The organism is Streptomyces sp. NBC_00178 (assembly GCF_036206005.1).
Classification (GTDB): domain Bacteria; phylum Actinomycetota; class Actinomycetes; order Streptomycetales; family Streptomycetaceae; genus Streptomyces.
In genome coordinates this window covers 7,021,859-7,034,587 of the sequence record NZ_CP108143.1, presented here as the reverse complement: position 1 = coordinate 7,034,587, position 12,729 = coordinate 7,021,859, and the positions used below count along the sequence as shown (strand labels likewise).

Annotated in this window: 11 protein-coding genes; 7 read left to right on the top strand and 4 right to left on the bottom strand. The window is 70.2% G+C overall.

Translation table 11 applies throughout. The annotated features are described in order from the left end of the window. Positions 1-384 precede the first annotated feature (384 nt). The 4 genes from OHT61_RS30985 to OHT61_RS30970 all read left to right on the top strand — a co-directional run bounded on the left by OHT61_RS30985 (position 385) and on the right by OHT61_RS30970 (position 4,713). Entirely contained in the window at positions 385-1,332 is a 948-nt protein-coding gene (locus OHT61_RS30985) for an ABC transporter ATP-binding protein (RefSeq protein ID WP_329042749.1), read from the top strand. Continuing rightward, positions 1,329-2,360 (top strand): ABC transporter permease, encoded by a 1,032-nt coding sequence (locus OHT61_RS30980; protein ID WP_329042748.1) that lies wholly within the window; start codon positions 1,329-1,331, stop codon positions 2,358-2,360. Before OHT61_RS30985 ends, OHT61_RS30980 begins: the two co-directional genes overlap by 4 nt. Before the next feature lie 448 nt (positions 2,361-2,808). Next, entirely contained in the window at positions 2,809-4,080 is a 1,272-nt protein-coding gene (locus tag OHT61_RS30975) for an MFS transporter (RefSeq protein ID WP_329042747.1), read from the top strand. A 27-nt stretch (positions 4,081-4,107) separates the two neighbouring features. Beyond that, complete coding sequence (locus OHT61_RS30970; RefSeq protein ID WP_329042746.1) at positions 4,108-4,713, top strand: TetR/AcrR family transcriptional regulator; 606 nt, start codon at positions 4,108-4,110, stop codon at positions 4,711-4,713. A gap of 181 nt (positions 4,714-4,894) precedes the next feature. On the opposite strand, the gene gndA is transcribed toward OHT61_RS30970, so the two are convergent. The 3 genes from gndA to OHT61_RS30955 all read right to left on the bottom strand — a co-directional run bounded on the left by gndA (position 4,895) and on the right by OHT61_RS30955 (position 8,780). Further along, complete coding sequence (gndA, locus tag OHT61_RS30965; RefSeq protein ID WP_329042744.1) at positions 4,895-6,334, bottom strand: NADP-dependent phosphogluconate dehydrogenase; 1,440 nt, start codon at positions 6,332-6,334, stop codon at positions 4,895-4,897. 737 nt (positions 6,335-7,071) lie between these two features. Then, positions 7,072-7,632 carry an NADPH-dependent FMN reductase gene (locus OHT61_RS30960; RefSeq protein WP_329042743.1) on the bottom strand — a complete coding sequence of 187 codons (561 nt, stop codon included), beginning with the start codon at positions 7,630-7,632 and terminating at the stop codon, positions 7,072-7,074. Between the two features lie 581 nt (positions 7,633-8,213). After that, a complete protein-coding gene (locus OHT61_RS30955) occupies positions 8,214-8,780 on the bottom strand; it encodes an ester cyclase (RefSeq protein WP_329042741.1) in 567 nt (188 codons plus the stop codon). Positions 8,781-9,351: 571 nt separating this feature from the next. Here OHT61_RS30955 and OHT61_RS30950 point away from each other — a divergent pair. Next, positions 9,352-9,567, top strand: coding sequence for a hypothetical protein (locus OHT61_RS30950; RefSeq protein WP_329042739.1), 216 nt, complete (start codon positions 9,352-9,354; stop codon positions 9,565-9,567). Between the two features lie 303 nt (positions 9,568-9,870). Here the strand turns inward: OHT61_RS30950 and OHT61_RS30945 are convergent, their stop codons facing one another. Beyond that, entirely contained in the window at positions 9,871-10,488 is a 618-nt protein-coding gene (locus OHT61_RS30945; RefSeq protein WP_329042738.1) for a TetR/AcrR family transcriptional regulator, read from the bottom strand. Positions 10,489-10,862: 374 nt separating this feature from the next. On the opposite strand from OHT61_RS30945, the gene OHT61_RS30940 reads away from it, so the two are divergent. Both OHT61_RS30940 and OHT61_RS30935 read left to right on the top strand, forming a co-directional pair. Further along, a complete protein-coding gene (locus OHT61_RS30940; RefSeq protein ID WP_329042736.1) occupies positions 10,863-11,576 on the top strand; it encodes an SDR family NAD(P)-dependent oxidoreductase in 714 nt (237 codons plus the stop codon). A gap of 73 nt (positions 11,577-11,649) precedes the next feature. Further along, positions 11,650-12,681, top strand: a complete 1,032-nt coding sequence (locus OHT61_RS30935) for a nitronate monooxygenase (RefSeq protein WP_329042735.1) — start codon at positions 11,650-11,652, stop codon at positions 12,679-12,681. Positions 12,682-12,729 lie beyond the last annotated feature (48 nt).

Sequence of the window (12,729 nt, the reverse complement as noted above, 5' to 3'; positions counted from 1 at the left end):
GCACCCGGACACGCATGAGCGGCGCCCGCACTCGGACACCCACGAGTGTCGCCCGCACATGGACACGTACCAGTGGCCGCCGAACGGACAGCCTCCGGCACGAGCCGTGGCCTTTCACCGGTCCCGACCGGAACTCCGGACCGGTCGTCTCGCGGCCACGGCACGGATCGCGGCCTTCTCCTGATCGGCATCCGCGATATCCGCGCCTGCTCCGCGGCCTCGTCGCATGCACGCGAACCGAGGGCTGTCCCTAAGTCCCCGGCGGGCGCGGGCCGTCCGAGCACAACAGCACCGGCCCCGGCCCCGTCCGGCGAGCCGCATCCACGGGATGCCCCCGGCCTCCCCCGCGCCATCACCTACGGAAAGACCACAGGCCAGTACGTCATGACCGATTCACCCAGGGGCCAAGGGGCCCTCCGCGTCCCAGCGATCGAGGCCGTCGGCCTCGGACGGCGCTACCGGCGCGGGTGGGCGCTGCGCGACACCTCCTTCCGCCTCCCCGCCGGACGCATCTGCGCGCTGGTCGGCCCCAACGGCGCCGGAAAGACCACCCTTCTGTCCATGGCCGCGAACCTGATCGAGCCCACCGACGGCGCGATCACGGTCTCCGGGCACCATCCGGGCAGCGCCGAAGCGCGCGAGGGTACCGCCTTCCTCAGCCAGCAGAAGGCCCTCTACCCCCGCTTCCGGGTGCACGAGATCCTCCGGATGGGGCGAGAGCTCAATCCCACGTGGCACCAGGAGACGGCCGAGGCGGTCATCGAAGCCGGCAACATCCCCATGAGTGCCCGCGTCGGCACGCTCTCGGGCGGGCAGTCCACCCGAGTCGCCTTCGCCCTGGCCCTGGGCAAGCGGCCCCGGCTGATGCTCCTGGACGAGCCCATGGCCGATCTGGACCCCCTGGTGCGCCATCAGATGACGGATCTCCTGCAGGCGGAGGCCCGGAAGAACGGCTCGACCGTCGTGATGTCCTCGCACCTGGTCTCCGAGTTGGAGAGCGCCTGCGACTACCTCGTGCTGGTCAACAGCGGCACCGTGCGTCTGGCCGGTGAGGTGGACACCCTCCTCGCCCAGCACCGCCGGCTCACCACCGACTCCCCCGATCACGAGCGCCACCGGAAGGATCTCGAAGGACACACGGTGATAGCGACGTCCGGCGGGGACGGCCGGATCACCTCACTGGTCCGGACCGGTCCGGCAGCGTCGCACGACCCTGGCCTCCCCCCTCCCACGCTCGAGGAACTCGTGATCGGATACCTGCGCGCACCCGACGCACCGGCTCTGCTCGCTCCGAGCGCGCGGGTCGCCGACGGCAGCGAGGTGGCGGCATGAGCACCAACGCCCCACGGACACGAGAGCGCTCCCGCCGCCCGCGGCTGAGCGGGCTGACCTGGTTGATCTGGCGGCAGAACCGCACCGCCTTCTGGCTCGGGCTCGCAGCCGCGGCAGCACTCGCGGTGTATGCCGTCGTGCAGCACCAGAACGTGGCCGCGGCGGCCGGCGCGCAGCACCTGCAGGACTGTCACGCGCACGCGGACTCCATCGACTGCGTACGGAAGCTGGTGGCGTTCCAGAACGACTACCAGAACCCGATCCGGCGCCCGCTGCAGGCCATGCTCCTGCTTCCGTTCCTGTTCGGCCTGTTCCTCGGCGGGCCGCAGCTCGCGCAGGAACTGGAGTCCGGGACGTACCGCACGGTGGCCACGCAGTCCGTCACCCGCATGCGCTGGTTCATGGCGAAGCTGTGCGTGCCCCTCGCCATGGTCGTGGTCATCAGCGGTGTGATGGCGGCGGCGATGACCTGGTGGTGGCACCCGATCGCCGAGACGGCCGGATACCGTCAGTGGCAGTACTGGTACCCCTTCTACGGGGTGGGGCCCGTCGTCGTCGGTCTGGGTGTCCTGATCTACCTGCTGGGAGTGACCCTGGGTCTCTACCTGCGCCGTACGGTCCTCGCCATGGGTGCCACACTCGCGCTCGGGGGCGGCCTCTTCGCGGTGATCGAGTGGGCCCGCCCCCATCTCCCGCCCCGGCACACGGCCACCGCCCAGCACACCGTCACACCTCCGGTCCCCGACAACGCGTGGCTCGTGGCCGACGGGCCGCTGTCGCCGGACGGCAGGCGCGTACCCGAAGCCTGGGAGTGCTTCGCCGCCAAGGACCCCGGGCCGTGTCTCGGCTCCCACGGCATCTCGGGGCGCTGGGCCGAGTTCCACCCCGTCTCGGACCTCTGGCCCCTGCAGTGGGCGACGACGGGCATCTGCGTGTTGCTCGCGGTCGTGCTCGTCGCCGTCTCCGCCTGGTGGGTACGCAACGGGTTCAGCGGCAGGTCCCGCAAGGCCGCCTCGGTCCGGCCGTAAGCGGCGCAGGACCGGCACCCGCCGACGTCGCGAATGGGTGCGGGAGCGGCCCGTGGGCGCGGCACACCATCCGTGTGCCGCGCCCACGGGCGTTCCTGTGCCAGGTGTCTCCGGCAGGCACGCACATCGGAACGCAACCCGTTCCGCACCACCGGTGCACCGGCGGTGACCGGTCGCACGGCAGGCGCTCCCCGCCGCCGAAGCGAGGTGACGGAACGGGTGGGGCCGGACGCGGGGAGCGACGGATGTGAGGGGGTGGATCACCGTGCGACGCGGCTCACAGCTCGAAGGCGCCCGTCAACTAGACAGACCTGTCTAGTATGGGGTCATCCTATCCGCCGAGCACCGAGGGTGATCCATGAGAACCGCGTCCGTCGCTCGCCGAGCGGCCCCTTCCATCAACACGGCCGGGCGCACGCCGGCGCACGCCGCGCCGCGCGGGAGGGCCATGGGGCCCGCCGCGTCGCTGGCCCTGCTCGCCTCGATCCTCGTGTCGCTGCTGGCCGCGTCGAGCGCGCCCACGCCGCTCTACGCGATCTACCAGGCCCACTGGGGCTTCTCGCCGATCACCATCACCGTCGTGTTCGGTGTCTACGCGGTCGCCGTGCTGGCATCGCTCCTGGTCTTCGGCAAGTTCTCCGACCACGTGGGCCGACGGCCCGTACTGCTGGTCAGCCTCATCGGGCAGGCCCTCGCGATGATCGTGTTCGCCACCGCCGACGGGGTGGGCTCCCTCCTCGTCGCCCGTGTCGTCCAAGGCGTGAGCACGGGCGCCGCGGTCGGTGCCCTCGGCGCCGGCATGCTCGACATCAACCCCCGCAAGGGGGGCTTCCTGAACTCCCTGGCGCCCACGATGGGCACGGCCAGCGGCGCCCTGGTGTCCGGGCTGATCGTTCAGTACCTGCCCGGGCCGACCCGTCTCGTGTACTTCGTCCTGCTCGGGGTGTTCGTGCTCCAGGCGCTCGCCGTCCTGCGACTGCGTGAGACCGCGAGCCGTAAGCCGGGTGCGCTGGCCAGCCTGGTGCCCGAGATCAAGCTGCCCAGGTCCGCGCGCGCGTCCGTGGTGATCGCGGCGCCCGTCCTGTTCGCGGTCTGGGCGCTGACCGGTCTCTACGGAGCGCTGGGGCCGGCCATCACCCGGACCCTGGTGCACTCCACCTCCGTGGTGTGGGGCGGCCTGCCGCTGTTCGTACTCGCCGGGTCCGCCGGGCTGTCCGTGCTGGTCCTGCGGACCAGGGAGACGCGACAGGTCATGCTGATCGGAGTGAGCACCCTGGTCATCGGCGTGGTGATCACCGTGGTCTCGATAGCCGCCGGGCACGGCGGCACACCCTCCGTGGTCGGCTTCTTCATCGGCGCCGCGGTCTCCGGCTTCGGCTTCGGCGGCGGATTCCAGGGCGGCATCCGGCTCGTGATGCCGCAGGTCGAACTGCACGAACGCGCCGGGGTGCTGTCCCTCCTCTACGTGGTGTGCTACCTGGGTCTGGGCCTGCCGGCCGTGATCGGCGGCGTCCTCGTGGTGCACGGCGGTCTGGTGCAGACCGCGAGGGAGTACGGTGCGGCGGTCATCGTGCTCGCGCTCGTGGCGCTTCCCGGGCTGCTGCGCAGCGGCCGCCGGGCGGAGCCGGCGGCAGGGACGGCGGCCCCCGCCGGTGTCCACGCGGAGAGCGTTCCGGCAGTCGAGGACCGTCGACTCACGGTCGCCGCAGAGGTAGAGTAGACAGAACTGTCTGAGGGAGTGATGGTCATGGCGCCCAGAACCGGTACGAAGCTGTCGGCGCGCGAGCGTCTGCTCGGAGCCGCCGACGAGCTCTTCTACCGTGAGGGAGTTCAGACCGTCGGCATCGACCGGGTGATCGAGCACGCAGGCGTCGCCAAGGCGTCCCTCTACAACACCTTCGGCAACAAGGAAGGTCTTGTCTGCGCCTATCTGGACCACCGGAGCGTGCGCCTCCGGGACCGGATCACCCGCACGCTGACCCGCTTCCGGACCCCGCGCGAGCAGTTGCTGGGAGTATTCGACGCCCAGGGCGAGGCGTTCACCGAGGCCGGGTACAACGGCTGCGCGTTCGCCCGGGCCACTGCCGAGGCACCGGAGAACAGCTCGATCAGGCGGGCCGCCGAGAGCAACAGGACGTGGCTGAGCGACCTGCTCACGGCACTGGCCACGGAGGCCGGCTATGCGGCGCCCGAGGAGGTGGCCCGCATGCTGCACTTCCTGTACGACGGAGCCTCGCAGTCCGCGCGGATGGACCACGACCCCGCGGCCGCCACCACCGCGCGCGCCGCGGCGAGCGTTCTGCTGGACGCGGCTCCGCTCTCCCCCGCGGCAGCGCGGCCTTCAGCCCCGTAGCCGAACCACCGGGAGACCGGCATGGCGACGGGCCGATCCCGTCGCCTCGTCCGGCGAGCCGCGTCGAACGGGCCGGAGCGCCACCACCCGCCCGCGTCGGACGGACCGGGACGGCACCACCCGGCCGCACCGATGGGCACAGCCGGGTGGACCTTGGGGCAATGGCACCAGGGGCGCCCGCCTACGCCGATACCTCGGACCGGTCGCCGCCCCACAATGTGTGGAACGAACCGTCGCGGTCCGTGCGCCGGTAGGTGTGCGCGCCGAAGAAGTCCCGCTGCGCCTGCGTGAGTGCGGCGGGGAGCCGCTCCGCGCGCAGGGCGTCGTAGTAGGCGAGGGCCGCCGCGAAGCCGGGCGCGGGGACGCCCTGACGGGTCGCCGCGACCAGCACCTCACGCCAGTCGTCCTGGGCGTCGGCGATCTCCTGGCCGAACGTGTCGTCGGAGAGCAGGCTCGGCAGATCGGGACGGCCGTCGTAGGCGGCGCGGATCCGGTCGAGGAAGGCCGCGCGGATGATGCATCCGCCGCGCCAGATCGACGCGACGGAGCCGAGGTCGACGTCCCAGCCGTACTCGTCGCTGCCCGCGGCGATCTCGTGGAATCCCTGCGTGTACGACACGATCTTCGACGCGTACAGCGCCTGCTCGACACGGTCGGCGAATGCAGCGGCCTCCGACTCGCCGAGCTGTCGTGCCTTCGGTCCGGCGAGCCCCCGCGAAGCCTCGCGCAGGTCGGCGTGCCCCGACAGCGAGCGCGCGAAGACGGCCTCCGCGATGCCCGACACCGGGACGCCGAGGTCGAGCGCGATCTGCACGGTCCAGCGGCCGGTGCCCTTCTGCTCGGCACGGTCCTGGACCACGTCCACGAACGGCTTGCCCGTCGCCTCGTCGACGTGCGACAGGACCTCGGCGGTGATCTCGATGAGATAGGAGTCGAGGCGGCCGGTGTTCCAGGTGCGGAAGATGTCCGCGATCTGCGCGGGCGAATATCCCGCGACGTCGCGCAGCAGTTCGTACGCCTCACCGATCAGCTGCATGTCGGCGTACTCGATGCCGTTGTGCACCATCTTCACGAAGTGCCCGGCGCCGTCCGGTCCCACGTGCGTCACGCAGGGAGAGCCGTCCTTGGCCTTCGCGGAGATCTTCTCCAGCATGGGGCCCAGGGACTCGTACGACTCCTTCGAACCACCGGGCATGATGCTCGGCCCGTTGAGGGCGCCCTCCTCACCACCCGAGACGCCGGTCCCGACGAAGTGGATGCCCTGTTCACGCAGTGCGTGCTCACGCCGGCGGGTGTCGGCGAAGTGCGCGTTGCCACCGTCGATGATCATGTCGCCGGGTTCGAGGAGCGGGGCGAATTCCTGGATGACCGCGTCGGTGGGGTCTCCCGCCTTGACCATGATCACCAGGCGGCGCGGCCGCTCCAGCGCCGCGACGAACTCCTCCGCGGACGTGGCCACGATGAAGTCGCCCTCGTGGCCGAACTCCTCCGCGAGGGCCTTCGTCCGGGCCACGGTCCGGTTGTGCAGCGCGACCGTGTAGCCGTTGCGGGCGAAGTTCCGGGCGAGGTTGCGCCCCATGACTGCGAGGCCGGTCACACCGATCTGAGCTGAAGTACTCATGCGATTGGCTCCTAGTGTCCTGCTGTCCTTGGTGCTGATGGGTTCCCGCCGAGAAGGGCCACCCGACCATCCTGACGTGCTGAAACCTCGGACGCACGTCCTGGTCCGGCAGATGTCGGTACGCGTGGCGCGGCTCGGCGGTTCAATGGGCGGACGCCGGCACCGGGCCGGGACGGGCCGGCCGGGCCGCTTCGCGCCGGGAGCCGACGGCCCGGAACCTTCTGGTGGACCATCAGCCTCGTGTACCCCGCCACCGGTGACCCGTGCCTGGGGAGGCCGGGAGTTCCGCGGGTCACTCGCCGCGCGGGCGCACGGACCCCACAGGTCATAAGCCGTGCGGGCCCATGGGAGCACGACGCTCGACCAGGGCCGCCGGCCGACCGGATCAGGGGTTCTCGGAAACGCGGCCGCCCGTACCGGACCGCCGTGCCACAGTCGGCGCCGGTGGCCCGACGCGCTTCGTGCCGTGCGCGCGGTCTGCGCGGCGTGGGCACGCGGATCGAGTGCGCCCAGGCTGCGTGACGTACAGAAGTCGCCGAGTAAGAGGGGTGGGCCCGCCTCGAATGCGTACGAGGCCGAGGCGTGGCCCGGGCGGACCGACGGCCGCTCGGCGGCGCCATTGACGCCGAGGGCCGTCCGTCGCGCCGGGTCCGCCCGCGACGGGGCGGTTCACCTGTGGGGGCCGCCTGAGGCGGCCCCCACAGACGAGGCAGAACGTCGGGCCGACGTGTGGGGCGTCAGGCGGCGCGGAGCGGGGCGAGGGCCGCGCTCCAGGCCTGGACCTGGTCCAGCGTCGCGTTCAGCGAGTCGACCTGGTGCTGACCGGGCTTGAACGTGCTGAAGTTCTCGAAGTCCGTGAACAGCGACAGCGCCACCTGCGCACGCACGTCCGCCATCTGCAGCTCCCCCGCGATCAGACGCAGGTGCTCCACCGCACGCGTACCACCCACCGAGCCGTAACCCACGAACCCGACAGCCTTGTTGTTCCACTCCCCGTACAGGAAGTCGATCGCGTTCTTCAGCGCACCCGACGTCGAGTGGTTGTACTCCGGCGTCACCATGACGAAACCGTCGAACGAAGCGATCTTGCTCGCCCACGCCTGCGTGTGCGGCTGCGCGTACTGACCCATCGACGGCGGCATCATCTCGTCGAGGTGCGGCAGGTTGTAGTCCAGCAGATCAACCAGCTCGAACTCGACGTCCGTGCGCTGCGAAGCGACGTCGTACACCCAACGCGCCACCGCCTCACCATTACGGCCCGGGCGGGTGCTACCAAGGATGATACCGATCTTGACCATGCGAAAACCCTTCGTGGAGACACTCCCGAAGCAAGCAGAACCTTGCCTCGACAAGCAACATAACACGAACAATTGCTTCGTCAAGCATTAGGGAACTGACTGGTGCCTCACGTCGAGGCGAACCGAAATGCCGGGCGCGCGAGCCCCGGCCGCGCAGGCCATAGGGAGTACACCCATCTTCGACCCGGTCGACGACGTCGAGGGCGACGAGATGGGCGCGACCGCGGCCGGAGCACACACCGACGCCCGGCCGGCGAGGCGGCGCGCGACGTACACGACGGGGCAGGTGCCACAAGGCGCACACGACATCACCGACGGGCACTGCGGGGGCAGGCGCAACCGTGGGGACAGGTGCTGCGGACGGGCACAGGGGGCGGACGCCCCGGACCTCTGGACCTGCGGACCGGGGACGCGAAGACCCGACACCTGCTCGGCGGACCGTTGGCCCACTCCGCGCACGGCAGACGTGCCACGAACCCGGAGGGTGGAGGCAGCGAGTCCCGGGCGCGCGGGCGCAGAAAAGGCGGATGGGCGCTGGTGGAGGGCTGTCAGCCCTCCACCAGCGCCCATCCGCCTCAGGTTCAGACGGGGCGGTTCACGAGGGCGGCCGCCTCGGCCGCCTGGGCCGTGACCTGCGCCGCCGCCCGGGACGCGCGTCCGCTCACCTTCCAGCCGACCATCCGCATCGCCGTCGCCGGAGCGGGCGGGAAGACGCCGAGCTGCCCCAGCATCGTGATGTCGTCGCGCACGGCCTCGTGCCGGACCACCTTGCCGTCACGCAGATCGAGCACGTGGATCTGCTCGAAGTCGATCTCGTGCCCCGTCGGGGGGATGGCCTGGTCCAGCGAACCCTCGTCGAACCGCACGAAGGCCCCGGTGTGGCGGCCCTGCATACGCAGCCGGACCCAGACCTGCCCGTCACCCTCCACCGCCTCCAGGATCGGGAAGCGCAGGTCGCTGAACGCCGAGCGCATCCACGCACCCGAGGCGAGCACACCGGCAGGCCCGGGGATCGAGCAGGCCGCAGGTGCGACGGCAGCCTCACGGTTGTGGAAGTCGTCGGCCACCACCTGAGCGGCGAGAGCCGCGTCACCGGTTTCGAGGATGCGGAACAGCCCTCGGGCCAGTTCGACGGCGTCGGTTCCCATGAGTCTTACCTCTCGTCACTGCATCCACGTGGGGCGGATGCCGAGTAATTGAGGTTACAGAGTACCTAATCAATAGGACCTAAACCCTCTGGGCATGCGGAGGGCCAACGGGCTCACTGCCCGGAGACACGTATGCACGTGCGGCGCGGAGCACTCAAAGAGCGGCGCGTCGCCACACACCCACAGTCGCCACCACGGCTCCGGAATGCAAGCAGCACCGGGGCGCGGGCAGCACACCCGTCGACGGTGCCGGCGCCGGAGAAACCCCGCGAGGGGCGCCGCTTGCTCGCACGCAGAAACATCCCTATAGTTGCTTCGCGTAGCAACTAGTATGTAACGGCCCAGTGGTTCGAGTGTCGAATGATCATCGCTCGAGCGACGACGTCGATCATGCCCCGACACCACCCACCGCTACGAGGAGTCGGCTCCGCACGACCGGCATCCTACGGCTGCCCCGGTCACCCGCCGTGCGCGCCCCTTGTGGGCGCGGCCTTGCGGCCCGACGACTCCGAACCACCATTCGACCTCTCGCCAGCAGACGAGAACCGACCCATCCGGAGGGGAAAATCCCATGGCTCACTCCACCGTCGTCGACGTACAGACCGAGCTCGTCCGGCCTGGCACGACCTTCACCGTCTACGGAACCGGCCGGCACCGGGGCCCGGAGGCCGAGGACGATCAGCGATGCTCAGGCGACGCGACGGTCGCCGGCCACGGACGGCACCGCCGGGTCGCACGCACTTCGCCGGCGCGACCGGTCGACGGCATCGGCACGCCCTGGGTCTGACCCTCTACATGACAGCGAGACCGCTCGAGCTGCCGGGCCCTCACCCGCCGAGGCACCCGGCCGGTCAGCACCCATGCATGAAGGCAGCGACCGCGGCGAATGGACAGCACCCGGCGTGGGTGCCGAGTCGCCGGCCGTCCGCTCACGGGGAGGCGTCGGCGGCGTCGGCCCGGGTTCCTCCGAAGGCCCGAGTCCCTCTGAAGGCCCGAGTCCCTCTGAAGGCCCGAGTCCCTCTGAAGGCCCGAGTCCCTCTGAAGGCCCGAGTCACAGCGGTCACCGGTGAGTCACGCCGTCACCGGTGAGTCACGCCGCCGGGATCTCCTGCTCGGACCGCGCCCCCAGCAGCGCCTGGCAGTTCAGCCAGAGCGCGTCGAGCTGGGAGGTGTTGTTGTACAGCTTCGCGAGGAGCACCTGGCCCTCCAACTGCGCCACGACGGAACGAGCGGCCTCACGGGCATCCGCCACCACCACATCCTCGCGCCCCAGCGCTTCCAGGATGGTGGCCTCGACCATGTCGACCTGAGCCTCGAAGATCTGCTGCAGCCGCAGGCGGATCGCTTCGGTCTGCGTGCTCATCTCGAGCGTGAGGTTGCCGAACATGCACCCGGAAACCGATCCGCAGGTGGCCTGACCGGCGTGCTGAGCGGCCTTGGTCTCCTCGAACAGCTGCCGGAGCTTCTGGAGGGGCTCCTGGTCACTGAGCAGGATGCGGTCCCAGTCCCGCTGCTGCGCGGCCCAGTGCTCGTCGATCACGGCGAGCGCCAGGACTTCCTTGGACTCGAAGAAGTAATAGAAACTACCCTTGGGCACACCGGCGGTCTTGCAGATCTCCGCCACGCCCAGCGCCGAGTATCCGCGCAGTTCGATGAGAGACTGCGCAGCGGTGAGGATCTTGCTTCTGGCATCGCTCGTACGGCCCATGCAGTTAGTATACGACCATTCGACTAGTAACCTCCGTTCGTTCACCCAACCGTTATGCGGCGACACGCCCATGTCCTTGCGCGCGGACCACGACACCCGTACCCCGGCGCTAAAAACGGAGTCCGAGTCCACCGTCACCCCCGTGCGCGACTCCGCGCCGATGAGGGCGGACAGGAGGGGCGGACGGCGCCGCACACCCGGACACACCTTCCGGCCAATGCGGGCCGGCGAGCGGGCCGGTCGAGCAGGCCGCCGAACCCCACACCGCCCCGCGACACACCCCGAGCAGGTGATTGACCTTAGACGACCGATCGTCTACATTTAGAAGACCGGTCGGCTAGCGACCGGTTCCATCACAGTCGCGGGAGGTCGTCATGAGCAACAAGGACCAGAAGGTAGTCGTCGTCACCGGTGCGTCGCAGGGCATTGGCGCGGGTATCGTCAGCGCTTACCGGAAGCTCGGCTACGCCGTCGTAGCCACCTCGCGCAACATCGCCGAGTCGCAGGACCCGGACATCCTGACCATCCAGGGCGACATCTCCGACCGCGCCACCGCCGAGCGCGTGATCGCGGCAGGCGTGGAGCGCTTCGGCCGCATCGACTCCCTCGTGAACAACGCGGGGATCTTCATCTCCAAGCCGTTCACCGAGTACACCGAAGAGGACTACGAGGCTGTCCTCGCGGTCAACGTCGCCGGCTTCTTCCGGGTGAGCCAGCTCGCGATCGCGGAAATGCTCAAGCAGGGCGGCGGTCACGTCGTGCAGATCACCACCAGCCTCGTCGAGCACCCCAACTCCAACGTGCCCGCCGTCCTGGCCTCCCTGTCCAAGGGCGGGCTGCAGGCCGTCACGAAGGCGCTGGCGATCGAATACGCGTCCCAGGGAATCCGCTCGAACGCGATCGCCGCGGGTACGATCAAGACCCCGATGCACGCCGAGGAGACCCACGACGCGCTGGGTGAGCTGCACCCGGTGGGCCGCATCGGTGAGATCAGTGACATCAGCGAAGCGGCGATCTACCTGGAGACCGCCCCGTTCGTCACCGGCGTCATCCTGCCCGTCGACGGTGGCCAGACCGCCGGGCACTGACCACGAGGAGCGTGGCCGCTCCGAGGAGCGGCCTTCGCTGCCACCTCTGCCACCGTCAGGAGAGTAGACAGACATGAACGCGCCACTGGCCGATCTCGGAGTGAGTAACCCCGTTCTCGCCGCGCCGATGGCCGGTGGCCCCGGCACGCCGGCACTGGTCGTCGCCGCGGCGCGTGCGGACAGTCTGGGTTTCGTCGCGGCCGGCTACAAGGACATCGCCGCGCTGACCGGGCAGATCGACGAGGTGCGCGCCAGTGGCGGCACGTTCGGCGTCAACCTCTTCGCACCCGGCTCCCACCCGGTCGACCCGGCGGCCTTCGAGGAATACATCCGGGCGATCATGCCCGAGGCCCAGGCACACGGTCTCGACCTCGGCAGCCTCGGGATCATCGAGGACGACGACCACTGGCACGAGAAGATCGATCTGCTGCTGTCACAGCCCGTCCCGGCGGTCAGCTTCACCTTCGCCCTGCCCGACGCCCAGGTCATCAGGTCGCTGCGCGCGGCCGGGACCCTCGTCCTGCAGACGGTCACCTCACCCGCGGAGGCGGCGGCCGCCGCCGAGGCCGGTGTCGACATGCTCATCGTCCAGGCCTCGGCAGCGGGAGGTCACTCCGGTACCTTCACCCCGAAGCACACACCGGCTGCCGTCCCCCTCCCCCAGCTCCTGGCCGAGGTGCGGCAGAGCGTGGGCCTTCCCCTCATCGGTGCGGGAGGGCTCGCGACACCGGACCAGGTCGCCGAGGCGGTCCGGGCCGGAGCCGGTGCGGTGATGGTCGGGACCGCTCTTCTGCGTGCCGACGAAGCAGGGACCTCCCTCCCCCACCGGACCGCGCTCACCGCCCCGGACAGCCGGGGCACCACCGTCACCCGGGCCTTCACGGGCAGACCGGCAAGGGCGCTGCGCAACCGGTTCACCGACACCTACAGCGACGTCGCGCCGCACGGCTATCCCGCCCTGCACCACCTGACGAGCCCGATGCGCAAAGCGGCGACCGCCGCCCAGGACCCGGAGCGGATCCATCTGTGGGCCGGCACCGGTTACCGACACACCCGCGACGAGCCGACGGCCCGGATCCTTCAGGAGCTGGCCTCCGTGCTCTGACGGGCAGCACCGACTCTGCGAGCCGCCACCGGTCCTCCGGTGGCGGCT

Bases quoted from the DNA above. Each gene is read 5' to 3' on its own strand.
- OHT61_RS30985 (WP_329042749.1), top strand. From the start codon at position 385: ATGACCGATTCACCCAGGGGCCAAGGGGCCCTCCGCGTCCCAGCGATC.
- OHT61_RS30980 (WP_329042748.1), top strand. From the start codon at position 1,329: ATGAGCACCAACGCCCCACGGACACGAGAGCGCTCCCGCCGCCCGCGG.
- OHT61_RS30975 (WP_329042747.1), top strand. From the start codon at position 2,809: ATGGGGCCCGCCGCGTCGCTGGCCCTGCTCGCCTCGATCCTCGTGTCG.
- OHT61_RS30970 (WP_329042746.1), top strand. From the start codon at position 4,108: ATGGCGCCCAGAACCGGTACGAAGCTGTCGGCGCGCGAGCGTCTGCTC.
- gndA (WP_329042744.1), bottom strand. From the start codon at position 6,334: ATGAGTACTTCAGCTCAGATCGGTGTGACCGGCCTCGCAGTCATGGGG.
- OHT61_RS30960 (WP_329042743.1), bottom strand. From the start codon at position 7,632: ATGGTCAAGATCGGTATCATCCTTGGTAGCACCCGCCCGGGCCGTAAT.
- OHT61_RS30955 (WP_329042741.1), bottom strand. From the start codon at position 8,780: ATGGGAACCGACGCCGTCGAACTGGCCCGAGGGCTGTTCCGCATCCTC.
- OHT61_RS30950 (WP_329042739.1), top strand. From the start codon at position 9,352: ATGGCTCACTCCACCGTCGTCGACGTACAGACCGAGCTCGTCCGGCCT.
- OHT61_RS30945 (WP_329042738.1), bottom strand. From the start codon at position 10,488: ATGGGCCGTACGAGCGATGCCAGAAGCAAGATCCTCACCGCTGCGCAG.
- OHT61_RS30940 (WP_329042736.1), top strand. From the start codon at position 10,863: ATGAGCAACAAGGACCAGAAGGTAGTCGTCGTCACCGGTGCGTCGCAG.
- OHT61_RS30935 (WP_329042735.1), top strand. From the start codon at position 11,650: ATGAACGCGCCACTGGCCGATCTCGGAGTGAGTAACCCCGTTCTCGCC.